Source organism: Planotetraspora mira, assembly GCF_016863275.1.
Classification (GTDB): Bacteria; Actinomycetota; Actinomycetes; order Streptosporangiales; family Streptosporangiaceae; genus Planotetraspora; species Planotetraspora mira.
In genome coordinates this window covers 60,285-85,429 of the sequence record NZ_BOOO01000001.1, presented here as the reverse complement: position 1 = coordinate 85,429, position 25,145 = coordinate 60,285, and the positions used below count along the sequence as shown (strand labels likewise).

Genomic DNA, 25,145 nt, shown 5'->3' with positions numbered 1-25,145 from the left:
CCCTGGCGTGGTCCTAATGTAGCGGACGTCGGTAACCTCTTGTGCGTGAGTACGCAGCGGCGAGTGGTGATCGCGGAAGACGAGGCACTGATCCGTCTCGACCTCAAGGAGATGCTCGAAGAGGACGGCTACGCCGTCGTGGGGGAGGCGGGCGACGGCGAGACCGCGGTCAAGCTGGCCATGGAGTTGCGGCCCGACCTGGTGATCCTCGACGTGAAGATGCCGGTCCTCGACGGGATCTCGGCCGCTGAGCGGATCGTGTCCGAGCGGATCGCGCCCTGTCTCATCCTGACCGCGTTCTCGCAGCGCGATCTGGTCGAGCGCGCCAGGGACGCGGGGGCCATGGCCTATCTGGTCAAGCCGTTCACCAAGGGCGACCTGGTTCCGGCGATCGAGATGGCGGTCAGCCGCCACGAGGAGATCTCGGCGCTGGAGAAGGAGGTTTCCACCCTTTCCGAGCGGCTGGAGACCAGGAAATTGGTGGAGCGGGCGAAAGGCCTGCTCATGACCCGGCACGGGTGGACCGAGCCGCAGGCGTTCCGGTGGATCCAGAAGGCGTCGATGGACCGGCGGCTGAGCATGCGCCAGGTGGCCCAGGCCGTCGTCGACGACGGCGCCGGAGAAGCCGCGCCGTCCGCGTGACGCCTTTATGGCGGAGTGAATTTCGGTGCTCAGTGGTATCCGAGTGCCGGTTGGGACGCCTGTGGCGAAATGTACGGAGAGAGCGCACACCGGGCTCCTGCTCAGAAAGGTTCCCCCCATAAGTTGAGGAGTTATTACGACTCCGCAACCAAGTGTGGACAGTTCTGACGCATGCCTGGTCGGAGGTCCCTTGCGGTATGTACGTTTCCACCATTCGATCGGGACCGGTCGGCGATGCTGCCGTTTCCCGGCCTGGATGAAGGAGATGCTTCATGATCCGCATTGCCCCCCTTGGGCGCGTGCTGGCCGTCGCCGCGGCCGCCAGCCTCGCCCTGACGGCCTGTGGCGGTGGCGAGGAGACCGCCGCGCCGACGTCTTCGGCGCCCGCCTCCTCAGCGCCCGCCGCTGCCAAGGGCGACGGCGTTCTCACCGTCGGCACGCTGCTGCCGCAGACCGGTTCGCTCGCCTTCCTTGGCCCGCCGGAGTTCGCGGGTGTCAAGCTGGCGGTTCAGGAGATCAACGCCGCCGGCGGCGTCCTCGGCAAGCCGGCCGTCGAGATCGACACCGACTCGGGTGACACCTCGACCAACATTGCCTCGCAGTCGGTTGACAAGCTGCTTCAGCAGAACGCCGACACCATCATCGGTGCGGCGTCCTCGTCTGTTTCGCTGTCGGTCATCGACAAGATCACGGGCGCCGGCGTGGTGCAGATCTCGCCCGCCAACACCTCTGACGAGTTCACGACGTACAACGACAAGGGCCTGTACTTCCGTACGGCTCCGCCGGACGTTCTCCAGGGCCGCGTGCTCGGCGACCTCATCCTCGCCGACGGCAGCGACAGCGTGGGCATCCTCGCCCTCCAGGACGCGTACGGCACCGGCCTGGCGGACAACGTCCAGAAGGCGGTCGAGGGCGGCGGCGGCCAGGTCGTCTCGAAGGTCATCTACGACCCGAAGGCGGCCGACTTCTCCGCGGACGTCGCGAAGATCAAGGAAGCCAACCCCAAGGCCATCGCGCTGATCGGCTTCGACGAGACGAAGAAGATCGTGCCTGAGCTGGTCAAGCAGGGCCTGACCGCCGACAAGGTGAAGTGGTACTTCGTCGACGGCAACCTGTCCAACTACGGCACCGGCAAGGACGGCTTCCCCAAGGGCACGCTGGACGGCGCGAAGGGCACCCAGCCCGGCGCCGAGGTCTCCGACGACTTCAAGGCGAAGCTCAAGACGGCCGACCCGAGCCTGAAGGACTTCAACTACGGTCCCGAGTCCTACGACGCCACGATCCTCACCGCTCTCGCGGCGACCGCGGCCAAGAGCGACGCGGGCGCGGACATCGCGGCGAAGCTGACCGAGGTCTCCAGCGGCGGCGAGAAGTGCAAGGACTTCAAGTCCTGCGCCGACCTGCTCGCGGCCGGCAAGGACATCGACTACGACGGTGTCTCGGGCCCGGTCGAGTTCAACGCCGCCGGTGACCCGGCAGAGGCCACCATCGGCATCTACCAGTACGGCGCGGACAACACCAACAAGAACATCGCCTTCAACACCGGCAAGATCGACGGCTGACGTCGGTGATGGCAGCGCTGTAGACGAAGTGCTGACGTGAAGGGCCCGGTCCTGGCGGACCGGGCCCTTTTCGCGTGCCCGCCACTGCCCCCGCCGTACGCCTGGCGTCGCGTCAGGGCCTCGGGCAGGCCGAGGTGATGGTGCGGGAGGCCTTGCGGTACTCGCGGAGCAGAGCGGGCCGCGTGGAGGGCGCTGTGGCAGCCGTGGACAGGGGCGTGCCGACCTCCTCGATGGTCGCGACGGGGCCGGCCAGGGACGCGGGGAGATGCGGGCCGTACATCGCGAGTGTGCCGCGCACGTAGCCGAAGCGGCCGCGCACGTCGCCGTCGTAGCGCTGGGCGTCCTCCTGGCCGGAGGGAAGCAGGGAGAGTTCTAGATAGCCGATGGCGGAGACCACCCGGGTGCAGGCGTCGTCGTCGGGCCGGGCGCCGGTCACGTAGACGGCCCTGTCCGCCGAGGCGCCGGCCGTCGCGGTCGAGGACCCGGATCCCCCCGGGGTGTCGTGAGGGGGGCTCTGGCAGGCGCTCAGGACGATCGTGAGCGCCATGAGGGCCGACGCCGACCCCAATGTGTTTCGGGTCATGACGCCCATTGTGGTCGCCGTGTTCCGCGGTCTCGCGGGCAAAAGGTCACAAGGCGGTGGCATTGCGCCGTACCGGAGACCACGAAGGGCCCCGGGCGGCGAACCACCCGGGGCCCCTCGTGACGGCGGCGCTAGGCGCGGGCCAGCGTGCCGAGATAGAGCTGGATGACCTTGGGGTCGTTGATGAGGTCGCGTCCGCTGGCCATGTAGGCGTTGCGGCCCTGGTCCAGGACGTAGCCCCGATGGCAGATCTGCAGACAGCGGCGCGCGTTCTGCTCCACCATGATGATCGTCACCCCGGCCTTGTTGATCTGCTGGGCCTGGATGAAGACCAGGTCCTGCAGCTTGGGCGACAGACCGGCCGACGGCTCGTCGAGCAGGAGGACCGACGGCTCGGTCATGAGCGCCCGGCCCATGGCGACCATCTGGCGCTCGCCGCCGGACAGGGATCCGGCCCGCTGCTTGCGACGTTCCTTGAGCGCCGGGAAGATCTCGCAGACGAACTCGAAGCGTTCCTTGAACTTGCCGGGCACCTGGAAGGCGCCCATCTCCAGGTTCTCCTCGATGGTGAGGCTGGGGAACACGTTGTTGGTCTGCGGGACGTACCCGACGCCCCTGGCGACCAGCGAGTGGGCCTTGAGGTTGGTGATGTCCTCGCCGTTCAGCGTGACCGTGCCCGTGCGCACGTTCACCAGCCCGAACAGGGATTTGAGCAGCGTCGACTTCCCGGCTCCGTTGGGGCCGATGATGCCGATGAGCTCGCCCTTCTTCACGTAGAGGTCGGCTCCGTTGAGGATGTTGACGCCGGGGACGTAGCCCGCGTACAGCTCGTCGGCGCGCAGGACCGCGTCCTGCGCCCCGGCCAGGTGGTCGGAGCGGTCGGTGACGGCGACGGAGGTGGTCTCCTCCGCAGTGTCCTCCGCAGTGTCCGCGGTGTCGTCCGCGGGCTCAGGGGCGTCCTGCTCCGCGGCGCGCGCGGCCGGTACGGCCACCGCGTCGTCGGCGCCTTCGGCGCGCTCGGCGTTCGGCTCTGGCTCGCTCATGCCTTCTCCTCGATCTCGGCCTCGAGCTCGGCCTCGGCCTCCTGCAGCTGCTCCTCGGCCTCCTCGGCCGACATCGGAGCGTCGTGGTGGGCCCCGAGGTAGGCGTCGATGACCCGGTTATCCGACATGATCGTGTCCGGCGGGCCCTCGGCGATGACCGCGCCCTGCGCCATGACGATGACCCAGTCGCTGATGTCACGCACCATGTCCATGTCGTGCTCGACGAAGAGCACGGTCATGCCCTCCTCGCGCAGGTCCTTGACGTGGCCGAGGAGGGACTGGGTCAGCGCCGGGTTCACACCGGCCATGGGCTCGTCGAGCATGACGAGCTCGGGGCCGACCATGAGCGCGCGGGCCATCTCGAGCAGCTTGCGCTGGCCGCCCGACAGGGAGCCGGCGAAGTCGTCCCGCTTGGCCGCGAGCTTGAACCGCTCGAGGAGCTCCTCGGCGCGCTCGGTGATCTCGTCTTCCTGCCCGCGCCAGCTGCTGGGGATCAGGGCGCGGAAGAAGTTCTCGCCGCGCTGGTTCTGCGCCCCCAGCCGCATGTTCTCCATGACGGTCAGCTTGGACAGGGCCTTGGTGAGCTGGAAGGTGCGCACCATGCCGTTGCGGGCCACCCGGTGGGCCGGTACGCCCCTGAGCGGCTTGCCGTTGAAGGTCCAGGAGCCCTCGTCCGCGGTGTCGAACCCGGTGAGCTGGTTGAAGAACGTGGTCTTCCCCGCTCCGTTCGGCCCGATGAGCGCGGTGATCGAGCCGCGCTGGACCTCGACGTGGTCGACGTCCACCGCGGTGAGGCCGCCGAACCTCCGCACGACCTTCTCGATGACGAGGATGGGGTCGGGCTTGGGTACGCCGGGCTCGGAGGCGATTCCCTCGAAGGCCGCAAGCGCGGCGGCCTTCTTGCTGGTCACGGTGGTGTCAGCGTGCATCGAGCGCGATCTCCCTCTTGTCGCCGAAGATGCCCTGGGGCCGGAAGATGAGCAGGAGCATCAGGCCGAGGCCGACCAGGATGAAGCGCACGGAACCGACCTGGGTCACGGTGATCGCGGAGCCGAAGACCCCGGCGCCGACGGCCTCGCTCAGCGTGTTGCCGACGAAGACCAGCAGCACCCAGAAGATCGCGGCGCCGACGACGGGGCTGAAGACCCGGGCCGCGCCTCCGAGGATCACGATCGTGTACGCGTAGAACGTGAACTCGGTGCCGAACAGGTCGGGCTGGATGGACGCCTGGCCCAGGCCGAAGATGAAGCCGCCGAGACAGCCGATGACGCCGCCGAGGACGAGCGCCTGCATCTTGTAGGAGAAGACGTTCTTGCCGAGGCTGCGCACGGCGTCCTCGTCCTCCCTGATGGCCTTCAGGACGCGGCCCCACGGGCTCTTCATCAGCAGGTAGACCAGCACGCAGGACAGCGCGATCAGAATCCAGCCGACCGTCAGGACCCACGTGGTCCGCTCGTCGAACTTGATCGGGCCGATGCCGTACGAGCCGGGGGCGTAGGGGTTCATGGCGTAGAAGTCGCCGGAGAAGTTCTGCCGCCCGTCGGAGCCGCCGAAGACGTCCTTGAACGCCACCGACCGGAAGACGAGACGGACGATCTCCGCCGCCGCGATGGTGACGATGGCGAGGTAGTCGGCCCGCAGCCGGAGGGTCGGGATGCCCAGCAGGAACGCGAGGACCACGGTGGCCGCGAGACCCACGACGATGCCGAGCCAGAACGACAGGCCGAACGTCGAGACGATGACGGCAAGGCCGTACGCGGCGACGCCGAGGAAGGCCGCCTGGCCGAAGTTGAGCAGCCCGGCGTAGCCGAACTGGATGTTGACGCCGATCGCGGCGAGCGCGTAGACGACGGTCTCCAGGCCGATCGAGGCCTTGACCGTGGTCACGAAGATGGTGTTCCAGTCCACGTGTGGTCTCCGATCAGCCGATGCGCTCGCGGCGGCCGAGGATGCCCTGCGGCCGGAAGAGCATGACGAGGATGAGCACCAGCAGCGCGCCGACGGTCTTCAGTTCGGTCGGCACCACGAGGGTGGACAACTGGATGAACAGGCCGACGACGAGCGAGCCGACGAGTGCGCCGAAGGCGGTGCCGAGGCCACCGAGGGTGACGCCCGCGAAGACGAGCAGCAGGATCTGGAAGCCCATCTGGTAGTTGATGTTCTGGGCGAGGCCCAGCATGACGCCCGCGAGCGCGGCGACGGCGCCGCCGACGGTCCAGATGATCTGGATGACGCGCTCGACGTTGATGCCGGAGGACGCGGCCAGCGCCGGGTTGTCGGCGACCGCGCGGGCCGCCTTGCCGGTGCGGGTCTTGAGCAGGGCCACGCCGACGATCACCAGGACGGCGAGTTCGACGCCCATCGCGATGAAGTTCTTGGGCGCCGCCGAGATCGGGCCGACCTGGATGCCCGGCTGGGCGTTGAATTCGGCGAAGGGCCTGCTCTCCCCGCCGAAGAGGAACAGGAAGATGTAGCGCAGGAACAGGGCGAGGCCGATCGAGATGATCATCATGGCGACGAGGCTGCTGCCACGTTTGCGCAGTTGTCCCCAGAAGAAGCGATCTTGCAGATATCCGAAGGCGCCGCCGATGACGACCGCGATCACCGCGGACAGGATGAGCGGGACGCCGAGGACGGCGTTGAACAAGTAGGCCGCCATGGCCCCCAGCGTGAGCAACTCGCCGTGCGCGAAGTTCGTCAGGCCGGTGGTGCCGAAGACGAGGGACAGGCCCATCGCCGCGAGCGCGATGATGAGGCCGAGGTTGAAGCCCTCGAAGGTGAGTTGGGCGACGCGGTCCCAGACCGAGGCGGTCGTCTCACCGGAGGCGTTCCCCCCGTTCTGCTGCCCGGCCGGCGCGAGGGCGAACAGCACGTTCCGCTGGTTCCCCTCGTACACCTGGACGTCGAGCGTGCCCTTGTCCTTGAACTTGAGGCCGACCCCCGAGGGAAGCGTCTTCTGGTCGAGGGTGACCTTGTACTTGCCGGCCTTCGAGACGGGGACCTCCCACGTGCCGTCGGCTCCGGTGGTGACCGCGGCGACGGGGCTTCCGTCCTCGGCCACCACGCTGATCTTGACGCCGTTCACCGGCTGGCCTTGGTTTTGGAGTGTGCCCTTCAGCGCCTCCCCTTCCGCCCAGGCGGGGGAGGCGAGGAGAAGAACGAGTCCGCCCAGGAAGGCCGTGAACGCGATCACGGCTCTGCGCAATGGTGCTCCCTCTATTTGGCTCATGGCGGGTGGGTCGCCCGCCATTCCGAACACACGACAATCGCCTCGGGTCGACGACGTTGTGGCGGAGCATAAGCCCGAGTCGCCCGGTTCGGGGTTGTTCGTCACCAATCGGTGACCATGGCGTGTCACTCACGTGAGAATGGCTTCCCAGGTCAGAACCGATTTGCCGGAGAGATCCTCTATTGAACGGCCACGGAAAAAACAGTGAGCCCGTGGCTGACCTTTGGGACCGTGCAGAGCTTCCCCGGCTCTGCACGTTGTCTACTCGGTCTTCCACGGGCTCTCTGGGGCCACAACGGTAGCGAGCGGAGAGGTCCGCGTGCAAAGAGAGTCGCAACCTCATCCGTTTTGCGGCGATATGTCGCTGTGCTGCTCCGCGTGTCGCGCCTTTTCCGGGCTCTCAGACGCCTTCCGGGCTCTCAGACGTCGCGCAGCATGCAGGTGAGCCGCGAGGTGCAGATCCGGCGGCCCTCCTCGTCGGTGATCTCGATCTCGTACGTCGCGAGAGTGCGGCCGCCGTGCGTCCGGGTGGCGACGCCGGTCACGTGACCGGAGGTCGCCGAGCGGTGATGGGTGGCGTTGATCTCGATGCCGACGGCGATCCTGCCCTGCCCGGCGTGCAGGGCGGACCCGATGGATCCCAGCGTCTCGGCCAGCACGACCGAGGCGCCGCCGTGCAGCAGGCCGTACGGCTGGGTGTTGCCCGCGACGGGCATGCGCCCGACGACCCGCTCGGGGCTCGCCTCAAGGATCTCGATGCCCATGCGCTCAGGCAGGTGGCTCTTCGCGGCCTCGTTCGCGGCCGCGATGAACTCGTCGGGATTGGTCAAGGTCAAAGGGATCCCTCCTGTGGGAAGAGCCCGGGATTCATGTCGTAGACGGAGACTAGGCTGCGTGTGTGCCGAAGAGTGAAGCGACCCCCAGCCGTCCCCGCCTGCTGCTGCTGGACGGCCATTCTCTTGCGTACCGTGCGTTCTACGCCCTTAAGGACGCCAATCTCATGACGACCGACGGGCAGCACACGGAGGCGGTGTACGGCTTCACCTCGATGCTGGCCAATGTCCTCCGCGATGAGCAGCCGAGTCATGTCGTGGTCTGTTTCGACCGAAGTGAGCCCACCTTCAGGCACGAGGCGTTCGAGGGCTACAAGGCGAACAGGAGCGAGACTCCCGAGGACTTCCGCGGGCAGGTGCAGCTGATCTTCGAGCTGCTCGACACGCTGCGGATCCCCCGGATGTGGCAGGCCGGGTTCGAGGCCGACGACCTGATCGCGACCCTGGCCACCGAGGCGGCCGGCAAGGGCATGGACGTCCTGATCGTCACCGGCGACCGCGACGCGCTCCAGCTCGTCAACGACGACGTCACCGTGCTGATGACGCGCCGCGGCATCAGCGACATGACCCGGTTCACCCCCGCGGCCGTCATGGAGAAGTACGGCCTCACGCCGGCGCAGTATCCCGACTTCGCGGCGCTTCGCGGCGACCCGAGCGACAACCTGCCGAGCATCCCCAGCGTCGGCGAGAAGACCGCCACCAAGTGGATCTCGGAGTACGGCTCGCTGGACGAGCTGGTCAGGCGGGCCGACGAGGTCAAGGGCAAGGTCGGCGACAAGCTCCGCGAGCACCTCGGCCAGGTCATCCACAACCGGATGCTGACCGAGCTGAGGCGTGACGTGGAGCTCGGCGTCGAGGTGACCGACCTCCGGATGGGCGAGTGGGAGCGCGAGGAGATCAACAAGCTGCTCGACTCGCTCCAGATCCGCGGAGAGCTGCGCGAGCGGCTCTTCAAGACCCTCGGCACGGCCGAGCCCGAGGTGGAGGAGGGCTTCGAGCTCGAGGTCACGGTGCTCGAGCCCGGCCAGGTCGCCGGATGGCTCGCCACGCTCACCGAGAGCAGGGCCGGTCTCGCCTTCGACGGCGTGTACGGCAGCGGCACCGGGCGGGTGGACGGCATCGCGATCGCCGCCGAGGCGGGTGCGGCCTACGTCGATCCCACGCGGCTGACACCGGAGGACGAGGCGGCGCTCGGCGCGTGGCTTGCCGACGAGTCGAAGCCGAAGGCCGTGCACGATGCGAAGGGGCCGCTGCTGGCCCTGTGGGCGCTCGGGTTCGACCTGCGGGGGCTCACCTGCGACACCGCCCTCGCGGCCTACCTCGCGATGCCGGGGCAGCGCTCGTTCCCGCTCGACGACCTCGTGCTGCGCTACCTGCACAGGGAGCTGCGGGCCGAATCCGCGCCCGGCGGGCAGGGGTCCCTGTTCGAGGACGCCGACGCCGGCGCGGCCAAGGACCTGGCGCTCCGGGCCCAGGCCGTGCGCGATCTGGCCGAGTCGCTCGAGGACCACCTGTCCAAGCGCGGCGGCACGCGCCTGGTCACCGATGTCGAGTTGCCGCTGGTCCGGGTCCTCGCCGAGGTGGAGCGGGCCGGCATCGCCTCCGACCGGCAGTATTTCGCCGCGCTGGAGGCCGAGTTCGGCGCCGCGGTGAAGCAGGCCGTCGAGGCGGCCCACGAGGCGGTGGGGGAGCAGTTCAACCTCGGCTCGCCCAAGCAGCTCCAGGAGATCCTGTTCGTCCGGCTCGGCCTGCCCAAGACCAAGCGGATCAAGACCGGTTACACGACCGACGCCGACGCGCTGGCCTGGCTCGCCGCCCAGACCGACCACGAGTTGCCGACGATCCTGCTGAGGCACCGCGACCAGACCAAACTGCGGACCACGGTCGAGGGCCTGATCAAGGAGATCTCCGACGACGGGCGGATCCACACCACGTTCAACCAGATCGTCGCCGCGACGGGCCGCCTGTCCAGCGAGAAGCCCAACCTGCAGAACATCCCCATCCGCACGGCCGAGGGCCGGCGCATCCGCAAGGGCTTCGTCGTCGGGGAGGGCTACGAGACGCTGCTGACGGCCGACTACAGCCAGATCGAGCTTCGGATCATGGCTCATCTGTCGGAGGACGCCTCGCTGATCGCCGCGTTCGAGTCGGGCCACGACTTCCACCAGGCGACCGCGGCCCGGGTCTTCGACATCCCGGCCGAGCAGGTGGACGGTGAGCTCCGGGCGCGGATCAAGGCGATGAACTACGGCCTGGCGTACGGCCTGTCCGACTTCGGGCTGTCGGGGCAGCTCAACATCCCCGTCGCCGAGGCGAGGGCCCTCAAGGACGAGTACTTCGAGGAGTTCGGCGGCGTCCGCGACTACCTCGAGGCGATCGTCGCCCAGGCCCGCACGGACGGCTACACCGAGACGATCCTCGGCCGCCGCCGCTACCTGCCCGACCTGACCAGCGACAACAGGCAGCGCAGGGAGATGGCCGAGCGGATGGCCCTCAACGCGCCGATCCAGGGATCGGCCGCCGACATCATCAAGGTCGCGATGCTCAACGTGCAGCGGGCGATCGAGGGGATGCGCTCGCGCATGCTGCTCCAGGTCCACGACGAGCTGGTGTTCGAGGTGGCTCCGGGAGAGCTCGACGAGCTCACCGCGATGGTGCGGGAGCAGATGAGCGCCGCCTACTCCCTGCGGGTGCCGCTCAGCGTCTCCGTCGGTGTCGGCTCGACCTGGGAGGACGCCGGCCACTGAGGGGGCCGGAGCCGTCTCCGTCCACGGGGGGAGCCGGTGTCTGCCCGGCGGGCGCGGGCGGCGCCGCCGGCCTACGAGGTGCCACGGCCGTCACATCGCCCCCCGGCGGCCGGGCGTGCGCCGTCCGCCGGACGGCCGCCGCCTCGACTTCCAGGATGCTCGCCTCGCGCCGTTCCGCCTCGTGGGCCGGCCGCCCGCCCCGCAGGCCGAACAGCCGTTTGCTCAGCGCGATGTAGAGCACGACCGCGATGTTGATCAACAGGATCACCACACGTGTCGGGGTGACCTTCTCGGCGATCTCGTGGACCTCCACGGGGATGAACGCCGACGTGGCGATCACGGAGAAGTACTCGCCCCAGCGTTTCAGCAGCCACAGCCCCAAGCCTTCGATCATCCACAACATGCCGAGGACGAGCAGGGCGAGCATGATCCAGGTCAGCGTCGTGGTGGTCGCCGCCAGGGCGGTCCTGACCGTGTGAACCGCGCCGGACTGGTCCAGGTTCCACCCGAGCCGGTCGGCGATCGGCTGGAGCAGCGGCAGATTCGCTTTGAAGGCCCGGTTCACGGCGTCGTGGTCGGCCCGGAAGCGCCACACCCCGTAGGCCGCGGCGAGGACGAGCACGCCCTTCACCCATCGGAACACGGCGATCAGCCGGAGGATCGTCGCGTCACGAAGAGCCCTGCCGCGCAGTACGATCGGCGCGGCTCCCGCGGGCCCGGACCCGTGGGCCTCGCCCACGACGAAGTCGCCGCACCGGAGGCACCGCCAGGCCTCGCCCATGGCGGTGTCCGCGCGGAGGCGGCCGCGCAGCGCGGGGTCGTCGGGCGCGAACGTCACGTGACCATGCCGGCCACATGCCCGGAGGCTCCAATCCACACAAAAATTGCAACACAGGCCATCTCGGGCAGAGAGCGGCACTAAGGTCAAATGACTGTGCGGAGTCTTGCCCGGGCGGGTGTCCTCGCCAACGCGGCCGTGGTCGTCGTCGGCCTGGTCGTCGTGACACTTCTGCCCTCATCCGACGCCGGACGACAGGCGGTCAGGACCAGGATCACGCCCGTTCCCGTGCCCTCCGTGAGCCATCCGGCCGGTAAGCCGACGGCCGCCGAGGCCGCCCGGAAGGTGAAGGCCAACGAGGCGGGCATGATCCCGGTGATCATGTACCACCGGCTGCTGGCCAAGCGCCGCGCCTCCATCGACCGGACCCCGAAGCAGTTGCGCGCCGAACTGGAGCGGCTGGTCCGGGAGAAGTACGTGCCGATCACGGCCGCCGAGTTCGTGTCGGGGAAGTTCAACGTCCCGGCCGGGACGCACCCCGTCGTGCTGACCTTCGACGACGGGAACCCCAGTCACTTCGCCCTCGACACGCACGGGAACCCCAAGAAGAACACGGTGGTCGAGATCCTCTACGAGGTCGCCGCGAAGCATCCGGAGTTCCGGCCCGTGGCGACCTTCTGGGTCAACCGGAACCCGTTCGGGATCAGGGACAGGTCGCAGGAGGAGCGGGCGGTGAAGTGGCTCGTCGGCCACGGGTTCGAGGTCGCCAACCACACCTACACCCACCCCGACCTGCACCGGATGAAGGCCAAGAAGGTGTCGGAGCAGATCGTCAAGCAGGAGCGGCTGCTCAAGGAGATCGGCGTCCCGTCGTCCACGACGTTCGCCCTGCCGTACGGCTCGGCTCCGAAGAAGCAGCGCGTCGCCCATGACGGGTCCTGGGACGGGACAAAATATCATTTTGATGGAGTTTTCCTAGCTTCGGCACGGCCGTCGGTTTCGCCCTACGCGAAAGCCTTCGACCGCTACGCGATCCCGCGGGTGCAGTCGAACGAGAAGAAGTCGGGCTGCCCCGTTTACTGCACGCAGTACTGGCTTGATTGGCTGGACAAGCGGCCGGGGGAGCGCTACACGTCGGACGGCGATCCCGCGCATATCTCGGTCCCGAAGAAACTGCGGGGCAAAATCACTCCAAGCCGGGCTAAAAACGTCATCGCGTACTAGCGTGTTCAAGCTTGTATCGGATTGACCCAGCCCGCCACGTCTCATATGCTGATCGCTGCGCTGTGGGCTCGCGCGCGTCTCGTACGGAGCGGCTCGCGCTCGATCATCGATGCTTCGCCAGGTGCCTCTGATGAGCGAAAACAGGTCCGCCGCGCTTCCGTCACAACGACATCTGTCCGGTTCGGAGCAACTCCACACATGACGAGCAGCACTGAGGCCACCTCGAACACCCCGCAGGTAGCGGTCAACGACATCGGTTCCGAGGAGGCCTTCCTCGCCGCGATCGACGAGACCATCAAGTACTTCAACGACGGAGACATCGTTGAAGGCACCGTCGTCAAGGTCGATCGAGACGAGGTCTTGCTCGACATCGGCTACAAGACCGAGGGTGTCATCCCCTCGCGTGAACTCTCCATCAAGCACGACGTCGACCCCGCTGAGGTCGTCGCCGTCGGAGAGCACGTCGAGGCCCTGGTTCTCCAGAAGGAGGACAAGGAAGGCCGTCTGATCCTGTCCAAGAAGCGCGCTCAGTACGAGCGGGCCTGGGGCACGATCGAGAAGATCAAGGACGAGGACGGCATCGTCACCGGCACGGTCATCGAGGTCGTCAAGGGTGGTCTCATCCTCGACATCGGCCTCCGCGGCTTCCTGCCGGCCTCCCTGGTCGAGATGCGCCGCGTCCGCGACCTGCAGCCGTACGTCGGCCGCGAGCTCGAGGCGAAGATCATCGAGCTGGACAAGAACCGCAACAACGTGGTCCTGTCCCGCCGCGCCTGGCTCGAGCAGACCCAGTCCGAGGTGCGCCAGACGTTCCTCAACACCCTGCAGAAGGGTCAGGTCCGCAAGGGCGTCGTCTCCTCGATCGTCAACTTCGGCGCCTTCGTGGACCTCGGCGGAGTCGACGGTCTGGTCCACGTCTCCGAGCTGTCCTGGAAGCACATCGACCACCCCTCTGAGGTCGTCGAAGTCGGCCAGGAGGTCACTGTCGAGGTTCTCGACGTCGACATGGAGCGCGAGCGGGTCTCGCTGTCGCTCAAGGCGACGCAGGAGGACCCCTGGCAGCAGTTCGCCCGTACGCACCAGATCGGCCAGGTCGTCCCCGGCCGGGTCACCAAGCTGGTTCCGTTCGGCGCGTTCGTCCGGGTCGAGGAGGGCATCGAGGGTCTGGTGCACATCTCCGAGCTGGCCGAGCGTCACGTGGAGATCCCCGAGCAGGTCGTGCAGGTCGGCGACGAGATCTTCGTCAAGATCATCGACATCGACCTGGACCGTCGTCGCATCTCCCTGTCGCTGAAGCAGGCGAACGAGGGTGCGATCGGCGCCGACGTCGAGTTCGACCCCACGCTCTACGGCATGGCGGCGACCTACGACGACCAGGGCAACTACATCTACCCCGAGGGCTTCGACGCCGAGACCGGCGAGTGGCTCGACGGGTTCGACAAGCAGCGTGAGGAGTGGGAGCGGCAGTACGCCGAGGCTCAGGCCCGCTTCGAGGCGCACAAGACGCAGGTCGAGAAGGCTCGCGCCGAGGAGGCGGAGGCCAGCGAGGCCGCCCCGTCGTCCTACACCGGCGAGACCGCCAGCCCGGCTCCGACGACCGGTGGTGCTCTCGCGTCCGACGAGGCGCTCGCCGCTCTTCGCGAGAAGCTGGCCGGCGGCCAGAGCTGACCGCACTGAAGTGAACGCAGTGAAGGCCCCGCTTCGGCGGGGCCTTCCGCGTTCCCGGGCATGTCCGAGCGGGGATGCCCTGCCTGCGCGGCCTGCTTCGCGGCCTGAATGAAGCGCCCGGCGGCCCGGGTCCGGGTCCGGGTGCCGGAGGTGGAGCGGCCGCTCACCCGGACCGCCGATAGGGTTTGCGACGTGGTGGACATCACGCGCGCCCTCCCCGAAGACGCGGGGGAGATCCTCACCCTCCAGCGGGCCGCATACGTGACCGAGGCCCAGTTGTACGGCGACCCGTTCATCGGGCCCCTCGTCGAGTCCGCCGAGCAGGTCCGCGAGTTCATCGGCACCGGGGTCGTGCTGAAGGCGACGGCGGGCGCACGGATCGTCGGCTCCGTCCGGGGCAGGCTCAACGGCTCCACCTGCCTCGTGGGGCGTCTCGTCGTCGCCCCGGATCGTCAGGGCGAGGGGATCGGGGGCGGCCTGCTCGCCGCGCTCCACGACGCCCTGCCGGACGCCACGACCTTCGACCTGTTCACCGGTCACCTGTCCGGCGGGAACCTCCGGCTCTATCGCCGCCTCGGCTATCGCGAGACCCACAGGGAGCGCGTGCAGGACCATCTGACCCTGGTACACCTCCGACGCGACGTTTGAGATCCCTCGGTAGGCTTCGGGCGTGCTCAAGGTTGGCCTGACGGGCGGCATAGGTTCGGGGAAGAGCGAGGTCTCCAAGAGGCTCGCGGCCGGTGGTGCGGTGGTCATCGACGCCGACAAGATCGCCCGTGAGGTGGTGGAACCGGGGACGCCGGGGCTCGCCGAGATCCTCGAGGCGTTCGGCGAGGGTGTCCTGCGCCCGGACGGCACGCTCGACAGGGAGAGACTCGGCTCGATCGTCTTCGCGGACACCGGGAAGTTGAAGATCCTCAACGGGATCGTCCATCCCAAGGTGGGTGCCCGCGTGGGGGAACTCCAGCAGGCGGCGCCCGAGGACGCGATCGTGGTCTACGACGTCCCGCTGCTGGCCGAGAACAACCTCGCGGGCTTCTACGACGTGGTGATCGTCGTCGACGCCTCCGATGAGATCCGCCTCGAGCGCCTGCGCAAGTTCCGGGACATGCCCGAATCGGAGGCGCGGGCGCGGCTCGCGGCTCAGGCCTCCCGCGAGGACCGCCTGAAGATCGCGGACATCGTGATCGACAACGAGGGCTCCCTGGACGCGCTCGACGCCAGGGTCGCCGAGGTGTGGGCCGGTCTCCAGTCCCGGTGACCGCCGGGTGACGCGGGCCACAGTGTCGTCGCCCGTCCTCGGGGAAGATGCCGCCGGTGAGCTTGCGGCGGCTGGGCGTACTCGACTGGATCAGCGTGGGGTTGCTCGCGCTGGGCGTGCTCTTCGTGATCACGGGGCTGCTCCCGGCCGCGACGGCCCGTGCGAGCGTCGACCGGATCGCGCCGCTCCTGGTCTTCCTCTGCGCGGTCGTCGTCCTGGCGGAGCTGACCAAGCAGGCGCAGGTCTTCGATGTCGTCGCCACGCGCCTCGCCATCGTCGGCCGCGGCAGCTACGCCGTACTTTTCCTGCTTTGTACGGCTTTCGCATCTCTAGTAACGATATTTCTTAATCTAGACACGACGGCCGTGTTGCTGACCCCCGTCATGCTGGCGCTGGCGCCGCGGGCGAAGATCGCGCCGCTTCCGCTCGTGATGACGACGGTGTGGCTCGCCAACACCGCGAGCCTGCTCCTGCCGGTCTCCAACCTCACCAATCTCCTCGCGATGAGCAGGCTGGCGCTCGGTACGAGGGAGTTCGCCGCACACATGTGGGCGCCGGCCCTGGTGGGCGTCGCGGTCACGATGGCGTTTCTGTGGATCTTCTACTGGCGGCGGGGGGAGCGCGGGGACGACCGCTACGTGCCGCCGCCCGCCCCTTCGATCGCGGACCGGACACTGTTCGCCGTCGCCGCCGTGGCCTGTGTGCTGTTCGTCGCGGGGATCCTCGCCGGCGCGCCGATCGAGGTGGCCGCGCTGATCGCCGCCTTCGTCGTCGTCGCCGTCTTCTCCTGGCGTGACCGGGGAAGACTCCGCTGGGGTCTGGTCCCCTGGCGGCTGCTGGTGTTCGTCACCGGGCTGTTCCTCGTCGTGCCCACGCTCGGCAGGTTCGGCCTCGAAACGGCGATGAACGTGATCATCGGGCTGGACGGCGCCGGCGACGGCGCCTACCGCGCGGCCGCGGCCGGGGCGGGGCTGTCCAACGTGGTGAACAACCTGCCTGCCTACGTCGCGGGGGAGCAGGTCATTCCCGCGGCCCACCACATCCCGTTGTTGTCGCTGCTCATCGGCGTCAACCTGGGGGCGGTGATCACGCCGTGGGGCTCGCTCGCGACCCTGCTGTGGTTCGAATGGTGCCGCCGCCGGGAGGTGCGCGTCCCTCTGGTGAAGTTCATGCTCACGGGCGCGGGTCTCGCGGTCACCGGCATCGCCGCGGCCGTCGGGACCCTGCTGCTGACCGCCTGACGACCGTGCGCGGAACCGCTCATGCCAGGCCGGGGACGGCAGGAGCCCAGACACCCTGTTCGGCGGGCGGGATGTGTCCCCGGTAGGGGTCCTGACGGTTCAACGCGTTCCGGGCGATCTCGTCGGCGTCGTCCTCGCCGAAGTCATCAGGCAGTGGAATCGCGAGGGCCGCGAACAGCGCGAACGTCTCCGCCGGCGTCGGAGAGTCGCTGAGTCGCGGGGCCAGCTCCAGCGGGACGCGCCGTGCCTGGCGAAGACTGTTCCTCAGCTCGGTGGACCACAGGTTGTAGTGAGGGCTCTGCCGGGGGAAGGAGATGGCGGGGAAGCGCGGGCCGCGCTGCGTGATGACCAGACGGCTCGACGACAGGTCCCACCGGAAGAGCGTGATCACCGAGGAGAGCCGCACGTCGATGTCCAGGAGTTGCTCGTTGAGCTGCCGGTACCAGCAACAGGCGAGGATCGTGGAGTAGACGTCCATACGGGTGCCCTTCGGCGTCCAGCTCTCCCTCTCCTCCGATCCGGGCGGGGCGAGATCCTGGTGCAGCTTGGTGTAGTTCGCGCATAGGTCCCCGTCCATGGGGTCGAGGATCTCGAGCCGGAACTCGATCGAGCGCCGGTTGCGCTCGGCGTGCGCGTAACACTCCGGAAGCGTCACAGCGCGGGTGAACGTCCCCGTACCTCCCTTGAACAACCACCGGTCGGTGTCCAGCCGCGCCTCGCCCAGTTCACGGGTGATCATCGGGCCGGACAGCACACGCACAGAGCTCGCGTTGGCCACCAGGCTCTTGAGATCATGTGTGTCGACGGCCACCGACGACACTTGCTTGGCCACCCGCCGCTGGCGCGCACGGTCCATGATCCAGGCGAACGCGAGCGCCGCGAGAACCGGGAGGATCGCGCCGCTCGCCTTGTCGTCGGGCACGAGATCCATCAAGTCCAGGAAGCCCACGACCAGAGCGGTCAGGAACACCAGGACGATGTCCGCGTTCTCGGCAAGACCCCGCAGTCGTGCCAGGAGATTCCGCATTAAGGCCCCTCAATGGCTTCCGGCGCATTTCCCCCGATCGAATGGTAATGGGTCCAGCGAGGGGCACTGAGGTCTTTGCCGGGGTCTCCGGGCTTTCGTTACCTGGTCCGGGAAGCCCAGCGGGCACGAGGGGTCGTCGAGTGGAGCGTGGTGGCTCAGGTCGCGCCGCGCAGGCGTGGAATGATCTCAGCGAGGCGTTCAAGCTGATCGGTCTGGGCGGTGAGATCGAGGGCGCCGATCCTGACGACCAGATGGCGGGCACCGGCGGCCGTGTATCGGCTCAGTTCGGCCCTCACCTGTTCCACGGGTCCCGTGACCACGGCCTGGATCGTCTCGAGTTCTTCCAGCGGAAGCCCGTAGGCGACCCTGGCGTACCCGTCGAGAGCGCGGCGGCCGGACTCGGCGCTTTCGGCGATCAGCACCGAGACGAAGAGTGCCGGAGTGATCGCGCCGGGATCGCGGGAGGCCGCCTCGGCCGTCTCCCGGATCGTCTCCAAGCCGGACCGGTAATCGGCGGGATCCGGCGGATAGGGCAGCCAGCCGTCGTAGAGCCGCCCGGCGCGGGACAGCGCCGCGGGAGTCGCGCCGGCCAGCCAGACGGGCGGCCCGCCCTTCCTGAAGGGCGGGGTGGGCGCGGGGATGTCGTCGAACCGCAGGATCTCGCCGTGGAACGAGGTGGGTCCCTCCGCCGACCAGAGCAGGCGCCACAGGGCGACGGTCTCGTCGAGCCTTTCGAAGCGGCGCGGCCACGGCACCTCCGACAGGTCGTAGAAGGGCCGGCCGAAACGCCCCGGGAAGCCCGCGCCGACCGCCACGGCCAGCCGTCCTCCGCTGAGCAGGTCGATCGAGGCGAGGGCCTGCGCGGTCTGCACGGGTCGGCGCAGGAACGGCAGAAGGGCGCCGGTGCCGAGCGTGGCCCGCGTCGTGACGGGCGCGAGGGCGGCGAGCATCGTGAGCGCCTCGACGCGCGGGGAGATCAGCGAGTCGTTGACGAACAGCGAGTCGTATCCGAGTCGTTCCGCCCGGACGGCGAAGCCGATGAGCTCCCTGGGATCGGCGGCGTCGCCCCACTGGGCCCTTCCCGTGGGCACGAGCACGCCGAACCTGATGTCGTGGGTCATGTGCCCCAGCGTGCCGACCCCTCCTGAGGCGTCTCAATTCCCCGGGGGGAATGGCCGGGCCCCGGGAGCGGGGGCTACAACTGGCCGGGTGGACTTTCCTCAGGCGCTGCGGGAGCGGCGTACCGGGCGCCGGCTGAGCCAGCTCGACCTCGCCCTGCGGGCGGGGACGACCCAGCGGCACCTCAGTTTCATCGAGAGCGGCCGGTCGGCTCCCGGCAGGACCATGGTCGTACGGCTGGCGGAATCGCTGGAACTGCCCCTCCGGGAGCGCAACGAGCTGCTGCTGGCCGCCGGATACGCGCCCGCCTACCCGGAGACCTCCCTCGACGACCCCGCCCTGGCGCCCGTACGGACCGCGCTGCGGCACATCCTGGCCGGTCACGAGCCCTATCCGGCCATCGTGGTCGACCGGTACGGCGATCTCGTCGCGGCCAACGAGGCGTTCGGGCTGATCACCGAGGGGGCGGCCCCCGAGCTCGTCGGGCCGGGGACCAACGCCTACCGCCTGGCGCTGCACCCGGACGGCCTGGCGCCCCGGATCATGAACTTCGCCGAATGGGCCCGCCACATCCTCGAACGGCTCCGCCAGGCCGCCCCGCACGACCCCGCGGGCAGGATCGCGGAGTTGCACGCCGAGCTGGAGACGTACGTTCCCGAGATGCGGCCGTCGCCTGATCACCTGGGATTCGCCGTGCCGCTGCACCTGCGCTCCTCACGCGGCGAGCTCCGGCTCATGACCACGGTGACCACCTTCGCGACCGCCGTGGACATCACACTCGCCGAGCTGAAGCTCGAGGCGTTCCTGCCCTCCGACCAGGCCACGGCGGCGCTCCTGTCCGCCTGACGCCAGGAGGCCTCCTACCTCGGCGGCAGCCCGATGGTCAGGGCCCGGGCGTCGGCGACGAGGAGCGACTCCCGAGCCCGGGACGGCCCGCGACGAAACCGCGGACCTCGGAGGGGCTACCCGCCGAGCGTGTTCGAAGTCCTTAGGTTCCTCCTGGCGAGCTCGGCGGCACGGACGGTCTCGCGGGCATCGCAGTGTTCCCGCCTGATGTGGTGGATCGGCGCGTCCAGGGGACCCAGCGAGAGGTCGGCCAGTCCGGGCCTGTTCCGGCCCAGCGCCACGGTCGCGGTTTCCACGCCCTCGGGGATCACACTGCTGTGGAACGTCCCCGCCTGGAGCGTGTAGGTGTCGCCGGGACCGAAGATGTCGATCCGGCCGGTGGCGCAGCTGACCGTCCGCCCGGTGGGCCGGATGACGTCGCCCTCCGGCGAGCTCGTGACCGAGAAGACACGGTGGCCGGCGTCGGGCCCGGCGTCCGTCACGACCGCGCGGACATTGTGCACCTGGCCGTAGAGCACATGGCTGACGAGGTCCCAGCTGTGGCAGTGGACCTGGGACGTCGTGTTCCCCGCCGGCCGAGCGGTGGCCGACCAGATATGGACGCACACACCGTACTCTCCGGCGCGTTCCACGGGCAGGCAGAGGAAGCCGAGGGGATGGCGGACGGCGGCGATGCCCGACAGGCCTCCGGCGACCTCGTCCAGGGCGCCGAGGGCCCACTCGCGGACGCCGCCGCCGCGTAGCTCGTCGAGCGCGTCGTGATATTTCATGATGCGTATGGGTCCTTGACTCGCAGGGCCTTCCGGGTGATCTCGACCACCTCGCGATCGGCGCAGGACTTCGGCGACGGGAGGTCGATCCGGTCGAACAGCCTGCGGACCTCCTCGAACCCCGCCATAGGTCAGCCCCGCATCCGTCGGTGTGCTTGGCTGGCATGGTAACGAGGGAGCAACGTCCCGGCCAAGAAGAGACCAAACGGCCGCCGAGCGATGTCGGCCCCATCCCCGGCGATGTGTCGCGGGGCGCACGGGGAGCGGTCGCGCGGCCCACGGCGGAATCCTCGCCGGGAAATGTCGGTGCCCGCGCGTAGGTTAAGAAGGTGTGGGCCCGGCGCGGCGGGCGGAGTCGCCGCCGACGCACGAGTCGCCCCGCGGCAAGCGAAGAGTGGAGATCGGCCGATGAGACCTGTCACGGAGCTGGAGCGGAAGGTGGCGCCCTTCGAGGTCGTCACCGGCATGACCCCCTCCGGGGACCAGCCTGCCGCGATCGCCGAGATGGAGCGCCGCGTCAATGGCGGGGACAAGGACACCGTCCTGCTGGGCGCCACGGGCACGGGGAAGACGGCGTCGGTGGCCTGGCTGATCGAGCGGCTCCAGCGCCCGACGCTGGTCATGCAGCCGAACAAGACGCTGGCCGCCCAGTTCGCCAACGAACTGCGCGAGATGCTCCCCAACAACGCGGTGGAGTATTTCGTGTCGTACTACGACTACTACCAGCCTGAGGCGTACGTCCCGCAGAGCGACACCTACATCGAGAAGGACTCCTCGATCAACGAGGAGGTCGAGCGGCTGCGCCATTCGGCCACGTGGTCGCTGGTGACCCGCCGCGACGTCGTGGTGGTCGCCTCGGTCTCCTGCATCTACGGCCTCGGCACTCCGCAGGAGTACGTCGACCGCATGGTCGGCCTCAAGGTCGGCCAGGTGATCGAGCGCGACCGCCTCCTGCGCAAGCTCGTCGACATGCAGTACGCGCGCAACGACGTGGCCTTCACCCGCGGCACCTTCCGCGTGCGCGGCGACACGATCGAGGTCATCCCCGTCTACCAGGAGCTCGCCGTACGGATCGAGATGTTCGGCGACGAGATCGAGAAGCTGTCCACGCTCCACCCGCTGACCGGCGAGATCGTCAGCGAGGACACCGAGCTCCACATCTTCCCCGCGACCCACTACGTCGCGGGTCCTGAGCGGATGGAGCGGGCGATCGGCGGCATCGAGGCCGAGTTGGTGGACCGGCTCGCCGACCTGGAGCGGCAGGGCAAGCTGCTCGAGGCGCAGCGGCTGCGCATGCGCACCACCTACGACATCGAGATGATGCGCCAGATCGGCACCTGCGCCGGCATCGAGAACTACTCACGGCACATCGACGGCCGCGAGGCCGGCACCGCGCCGCACACGCTGCTCGACTTCTTCCCCGACGACTTCCTGCTCGTCCTCGACGAGTCGCACCAGACGGTCCCGCAGATCGGCGCGATGTACGAGGGCGACGCCTCGCGTAAGCGGACCCTCGTCGACCACGGCTTCCGCCTGCCGTCCGCCATGGACAACCGCCCGCTGAAGTGGGAGGAGTTCCTGGAGCGCATCGGCCAGACCGTCTACCTGTCGGCCACCCCCGGCCCGTACGAGCTGGGGCGGAGCAAGGGCGACGTCGTCGAGCAGGTCATCCGGCCGACCGGCCTGATCGACCCGGAGGTCGTCGTCAAGCCGACCAAGGGCCAGATCGACGACCTCATGGAGGAGATCAGGTCCCGGGCGGAGCGCGACGAGCGGGTCCTCGTCACGACGCTGACCAAGAAGATGTCGGAGGACCTGACCGACTACCTCCTCGAGAACGGCATCCGCGTCCGCTACCTGCACAGCGAGGTCGACACCCTGCGCCGCATCGAGCTGCTCCGTGAGCTGCGGATGGGCGAGTTTGACGTGCTGGTCGGCATCAACCTGCTACGTGAGGGCCTCGACCTGCCCGAGGTGTCGCTGGTCGCGATCCTCGACGCCGACAAGGAGGGTTTCCTCCGGTCGGAGACGTCGCTGATCCAGACCATCGGCCGGGCCGCGCGAAACGTGTCCGGTCAGGTGCACATGTACGCCGACAAGATCACGCCGAGCATGGAACGCGCGATCGACGAGACCAACCGGCGCCGTGCCAAGCAGGTGGCCTACAACGAGGCGGCCGGCATCGACCCCCAGCCGCTCCGCAAGAAGATCGCCGACATCCTCGACAGCCTGGCTCGGGAGGACGAGGACACCGCCCAGTTGCTCGGCGGTGGTGGCCGCCAGCAGTCGCGGGGCAAGGCCCCGGTTCCCGGCCTGGCCTCGCGGGGGGCCGGTCAGCACGCGAAGGCCATCGCGGGGGAGATGCCCAGGGCCCAGTTGGAGTCGCTGGTGGAGTCGCTCACCGAGCAGATGCACGCGGCGGCCACCGACCTTCAGTTCGAGGTGGCGGCCCGGCTCCGCGACGAGATCAAGGAGCTGAAGCGCGAGGTCCGCGACATGCGCGAGGCCGGCGTCAAGTGACCCCGGGTCCGGCCTGATCGGTCCTCTCCCGCCCCGCCGTCTCCGGCGGGGAGGGGGCGGGGCAGGGACGGCTCAAGGCGTACGGACCGTCTCGGGGCCCCGGACGGCTTCGGGGGCATGCGTGGCCTCTGCCGCGTGTGAGGTGCCGGGGCGGGGCCGCCGCCGGACGGCTCCGGCGACCACGGCGAGCAGCGCCAGCACCAGGACCAGGACCCCGTAGGCGGTGGCCGTGGTCCGCAGGCCGGCGGACGGGACAGCCAGACCGGCCAGGACCGCGGGCACGCTGAACGCGAGGTAGCTGACCACGTAGATGGAGGCGAACAACTCCGCCCGCTCCGCTGGCTCCGCGAGTTGGGCGAGCGAGCGGAACGCGCCGAGGAAGGCGGCGCCGAAGCCGCTGCCCGCGACGGCGGTGCCGATGAAGAACAGCGGCGCCGACGCCCCGGAGATCGCGGCCAGCGCCAGCGCGGTCCCGACGGCCAGGGCGGCCGATCCCGCGGTCATGACGCGGCGCGGTTCCATGTCGCGGACCACGATCGAGGCCACGGCGCCCGCGCCCGTGAGGGTGGTGACTACGAGCCCGCCCACCAGGTGGTTGGTGACGTGCAGGACGCTCGCCGTCACCGAGCCGCCCAGGGAGAGGTAGAGCCCTCCCATCGCCCAGGTCGCCACGAGGCAGGGGACGGCGGTGAGGAACGCCCGCCGTGCTCGGGGCGGCACCGAGGCGCGTGGGCGCAGCGACGAGAGGGCCCCCCGGCGCCGCGAGACCGTCTCCGGCAGGAAGGCCACGGCGACCGTCAGGAGCACGAAGACGGCCGCGAGAAGGGCGAACGGGAGGGTCGTCGGCGCGGGGGCGTACTGCACGAGCAGTCCGGCCCCCAGCGCTCCCACGGCCAGTCCCACGGTGGGCGCCACGCTGTTCGTCAGCGCTCCCAGTCGTGAGCCCGGGAAGGGCTGGAGGTCCACCACGGCGGCGCTGATGGCCCCGGCCGCGGCGCCCGTGGCGAGGCCCTGCAGGATTCGGGCCAGCAGCAGGAGCCCGACCCCGTCGGCCTCCATGAACACGACCATGGCGACCGCCTCGACCAGCAGGGCGGCGGCCAGGACGGGGCGGCGGCCCAGATGGTCGGACAACCCTCCGACGGTCAGCAACGCGATCAGCAGGGCCAGGACGTAGACGGCGAAGACGGCGGTGAGCGTGGCGGCGGAGAAGTCCCATCGCTGCTGGTAGACCACATAGAGCGGGGATGGGGTGCTCGAGGCCGCCATGAAGGCCAGCAGGGTCCCGCCGACCAGCCAGAAGCCGGCGGCTCGGGGCATCCGCCGCGCGGCGCGAGCCGCGGGCGGACGATCGTCGGTGTTGTGCATGCCCGGCTCTCCTTCAATACAGTTCCAAAATTTTCGAACTGTTGGAGACTACGCCGCGGGGACTCACTGTTCAACTATTGTCGAACCATGAGTGGAACCTCACGGGACCTGGCGCACCCGGACACGGCGGACCTGGCCCTGACCGACGTGTTGTTCGCCCTGAGCGATCCGTCGCGCCTGGCGATCGTGCGATCCCTCGTCGAGGGCCCGATCGAGGTGGCGGCCTGCCAGCCGGCCGGTGCGGAGATCCCCAAGTCCACGCTCTCCCACCATCTGAAGACGCTGCGGGAGGCGGGGGTGGTCCGAAACGTCCCCCACGGCCGGCAGCGGTACGTCAGCCTCCGCCGGGGGGACCTGGACGAGCGTTTCCCCGGCCTCCTGGCCGCCGTCCTCGGCTCCGTGCGGGAAGAGACCGACACCCCCATGCGGGAAGAGGTCGACGCAGCCGAGAACGGGTGACCCCTCGCACCCCCTGGCGTGATCATGCACAAGTTCGGCGATCGCCCCCCTCGCCTGCGTCGACTCTCGCCGTGATCATGCACAGGTTCGCCGCGATGGCCGCTGACCTGCTGAAACAATGTTCGTGATCATGCACAGGTTCGGGAAAACGCTTGCGAGCAGCGCGGATCCCATTCGTGATCATGCAGTGACGACCGACAACCGGGCTTCGGGAAAGTCGCATGC

General features: G+C 68.9%; 23 protein-coding genes. 11 read left to right on the top strand and 12 right to left on the bottom strand.

The window, feature by feature from the left end; translation table 11 throughout:
* Positions 1 to 45 precede the first annotated feature (45 nt).
* Both Pmi06nite_RS00400 and Pmi06nite_RS00395 read left to right on the top strand, forming a co-directional pair.
* Positions 46 to 642, top strand: coding sequence for an ANTAR domain-containing response regulator (locus tag Pmi06nite_RS00400; protein ID WP_275409529.1), 597 nt, complete (start codon positions 46 to 48; stop codon positions 640 to 642).
* Positions 643 to 914: 272 nt separating this feature from the next.
* The gene (locus Pmi06nite_RS00395) at positions 915 to 2,204 is read left to right on the top strand and encodes an ABC transporter substrate-binding protein (RefSeq protein ID WP_203950745.1); all 1,290 of its coding nucleotides are present in this window, start codon (positions 915 to 917) and stop codon (positions 2,202 to 2,204) included.
* 112 nt (positions 2,205 to 2,316) lie between these two features.
* Here Pmi06nite_RS00395 and Pmi06nite_RS00390 read toward each other — a convergent pair whose 3' ends face one another.
* The 6 genes from Pmi06nite_RS00390 to Pmi06nite_RS00365 all read right to left on the bottom strand — a co-directional run bounded on the left by Pmi06nite_RS00390 (position 2,317) and on the right by Pmi06nite_RS00365 (position 7,823).
* Positions 2,317 to 2,787, bottom strand: a complete 471-nt coding sequence (locus Pmi06nite_RS00390) for a hypothetical protein (RefSeq protein ID WP_203950744.1) — start codon at positions 2,785 to 2,787, stop codon at positions 2,317 to 2,319.
* A 131-nt stretch (positions 2,788 to 2,918) separates the two neighbouring features.
* Positions 2,919 to 3,830: an ABC transporter ATP-binding protein gene (locus Pmi06nite_RS00385; protein ID WP_239113410.1), complete on the bottom strand. Its 912-nt coding sequence runs from the start codon at positions 3,828 to 3,830 to the stop codon at positions 2,919 to 2,921.
* On the bottom strand, positions 3,827 to 4,759 hold the full coding sequence (locus Pmi06nite_RS00380) for an ABC transporter ATP-binding protein (RefSeq protein WP_203950743.1): 933 nt from the start codon (positions 4,757 to 4,759) through the stop codon (positions 3,827 to 3,829). Before Pmi06nite_RS00380 ends, Pmi06nite_RS00385 begins: the two co-directional genes overlap by 4 nt.
* Positions 4,749 to 5,738: a branched-chain amino acid ABC transporter permease gene (locus tag Pmi06nite_RS00375; RefSeq protein ID WP_203950742.1), complete on the bottom strand. Its 990-nt coding sequence runs from the start codon at positions 5,736 to 5,738 to the stop codon at positions 4,749 to 4,751. Before Pmi06nite_RS00375 ends, Pmi06nite_RS00380 begins: the two co-directional genes overlap by 11 nt.
* A gap of 13 nt (positions 5,739 to 5,751) precedes the next feature.
* The gene (locus tag Pmi06nite_RS00370; RefSeq protein WP_239113409.1) at positions 5,752 to 7,035 is read right to left on the bottom strand and encodes a branched-chain amino acid ABC transporter permease; all 1,284 of its coding nucleotides are present in this window, start codon (positions 7,033 to 7,035) and stop codon (positions 5,752 to 5,754) included.
* 443 nt (positions 7,036 to 7,478) lie between these two features.
* Complete coding sequence (locus Pmi06nite_RS00365; protein ID WP_203950989.1) at positions 7,479 to 7,823, bottom strand: PaaI family thioesterase; 345 nt, start codon at positions 7,821 to 7,823, stop codon at positions 7,479 to 7,481.
* Positions 7,824 to 7,957: 134 nt separating this feature from the next.
* Here Pmi06nite_RS00365 and polA point away from each other — a divergent pair, with 134 nt between their 5' ends.
* The gene (gene polA / locus Pmi06nite_RS00360) at positions 7,958 to 10,639 is read left to right on the top strand and encodes a DNA polymerase I (protein ID WP_203950741.1); all 2,682 of its coding nucleotides are present in this window, start codon (positions 7,958 to 7,960) and stop codon (positions 10,637 to 10,639) included.
* Here the strand turns inward: polA and Pmi06nite_RS00355 are convergent.
* Complete coding sequence (locus tag Pmi06nite_RS00355) at positions 10,590 to 11,477, bottom strand: DUF2127 domain-containing protein (RefSeq protein ID WP_203950740.1); 888 nt, start codon at positions 11,475 to 11,477, stop codon at positions 10,590 to 10,592. The two genes, polA and Pmi06nite_RS00355, sit on opposite strands and share 50 nt — an antisense overlap.
* A gap of 90 nt (positions 11,478 to 11,567) precedes the next feature.
* On the opposite strand from Pmi06nite_RS00355, the gene Pmi06nite_RS00350 reads away from it, so the two are divergent.
* The 5 genes from Pmi06nite_RS00350 (at position 11,568) to Pmi06nite_RS00330 (ending at position 16,811) form a co-directional block, all read left to right on the top strand.
* The gene (locus tag Pmi06nite_RS00350; RefSeq protein WP_203950739.1) at positions 11,568 to 12,641 is read left to right on the top strand and encodes a polysaccharide deacetylase family protein; all 1,074 of its coding nucleotides are present in this window, start codon (positions 11,568 to 11,570) and stop codon (positions 12,639 to 12,641) included.
* A 198-nt stretch (positions 12,642 to 12,839) separates the two neighbouring features.
* Positions 12,840 to 14,309, top strand: a complete 1,470-nt coding sequence (gene rpsA / locus Pmi06nite_RS00345) for a 30S ribosomal protein S1 (RefSeq protein WP_203950738.1) — start codon at positions 12,840 to 12,842, stop codon at positions 14,307 to 14,309.
* A gap of 192 nt (positions 14,310 to 14,501) precedes the next feature.
* Positions 14,502 to 14,957, top strand: coding sequence for a GNAT family N-acetyltransferase (locus tag Pmi06nite_RS00340; RefSeq protein WP_203970645.1), 456 nt, complete (start codon positions 14,502 to 14,504; stop codon positions 14,955 to 14,957).
* Between the two features lie 22 nt (positions 14,958 to 14,979).
* The gene (gene coaE, locus Pmi06nite_RS00335) at positions 14,980 to 15,570 is read left to right on the top strand and encodes a dephospho-CoA kinase (protein WP_203950736.1); all 591 of its coding nucleotides are present in this window, start codon (positions 14,980 to 14,982) and stop codon (positions 15,568 to 15,570) included.
* A gap of 56 nt (positions 15,571 to 15,626) precedes the next feature.
* Positions 15,627 to 16,811: an ArsB/NhaD family transporter gene (locus Pmi06nite_RS00330; RefSeq protein WP_373317231.1), complete on the top strand. Its 1,185-nt coding sequence runs from the start codon at positions 15,627 to 15,629 to the stop codon at positions 16,809 to 16,811.
* A 19-nt stretch (positions 16,812 to 16,830) separates the two neighbouring features.
* On the opposite strand, the gene Pmi06nite_RS00325 is transcribed toward Pmi06nite_RS00330, so the two are convergent.
* Together Pmi06nite_RS00325 and Pmi06nite_RS00320 are read right to left on the bottom strand one after the other, a co-directional pair.
* The gene (locus tag Pmi06nite_RS00325) at positions 16,831 to 17,838 is read right to left on the bottom strand and encodes a hypothetical protein (RefSeq protein ID WP_203950734.1); all 1,008 of its coding nucleotides are present in this window, start codon (positions 17,836 to 17,838) and stop codon (positions 16,831 to 16,833) included.
* A 155-nt stretch (positions 17,839 to 17,993) separates the two neighbouring features.
* Positions 17,994 to 18,959: an LLM class flavin-dependent oxidoreductase gene (locus tag Pmi06nite_RS00320; RefSeq protein WP_203950733.1), complete on the bottom strand. Its 966-nt coding sequence runs from the start codon at positions 18,957 to 18,959 to the stop codon at positions 17,994 to 17,996.
* Positions 18,960 to 19,047: 88 nt separating this feature from the next.
* Between Pmi06nite_RS00320 and Pmi06nite_RS00315 the strand changes: the two genes are divergently transcribed.
* Positions 19,048 to 19,803, top strand: coding sequence for a helix-turn-helix domain-containing protein (locus tag Pmi06nite_RS00315; protein WP_239113408.1), 756 nt, complete (start codon positions 19,048 to 19,050; stop codon positions 19,801 to 19,803).
* Between the two features lie 116 nt (positions 19,804 to 19,919).
* Here the strand turns inward: Pmi06nite_RS00315 and Pmi06nite_RS00310 are convergent, their stop codons facing one another.
* Positions 19,920 to 20,573, bottom strand: a complete 654-nt coding sequence (locus tag Pmi06nite_RS00310; protein ID WP_203950732.1) for a hypothetical protein — start codon at positions 20,571 to 20,573, stop codon at positions 19,920 to 19,922.
* Positions 20,570 to 20,701, bottom strand: coding sequence for a hypothetical protein (locus Pmi06nite_RS42465; RefSeq protein WP_275409528.1), 132 nt, complete (start codon positions 20,699 to 20,701; stop codon positions 20,570 to 20,572). The genes Pmi06nite_RS00310 and Pmi06nite_RS42465 overlap by 4 nt, the downstream gene beginning before the upstream one ends.
* A gap of 280 nt (positions 20,702 to 20,981) precedes the next feature.
* Here Pmi06nite_RS42465 and uvrB point away from each other — a divergent pair, with 280 nt between their 5' ends.
* Positions 20,982 to 23,093 carry an excinuclease ABC subunit UvrB gene (gene uvrB / locus Pmi06nite_RS00305; RefSeq protein WP_203950731.1) on the top strand — a complete coding sequence of 704 codons (2,112 nt, stop codon included), beginning with the start codon at positions 20,982 to 20,984 and terminating at the stop codon, positions 23,091 to 23,093.
* A gap of 72 nt (positions 23,094 to 23,165) precedes the next feature.
* Here the strand turns inward: uvrB and Pmi06nite_RS00300 are convergent, their stop codons facing one another.
* A complete protein-coding gene (locus tag Pmi06nite_RS00300; protein WP_203950730.1) occupies positions 23,166 to 24,461 on the bottom strand; it encodes an MFS transporter in 1,296 nt (431 codons plus the stop codon).
* Between the two features lie 87 nt (positions 24,462 to 24,548).
* Here Pmi06nite_RS00300 and Pmi06nite_RS00295 point away from each other — a divergent pair, with 87 nt between their 5' ends.
* Complete coding sequence (locus Pmi06nite_RS00295; RefSeq protein WP_203950729.1) at positions 24,549 to 24,920, top strand: ArsR/SmtB family transcription factor; 372 nt, start codon at positions 24,549 to 24,551, stop codon at positions 24,918 to 24,920.
* Positions 24,921 to 25,145: the final 225 nt, after the last annotated feature.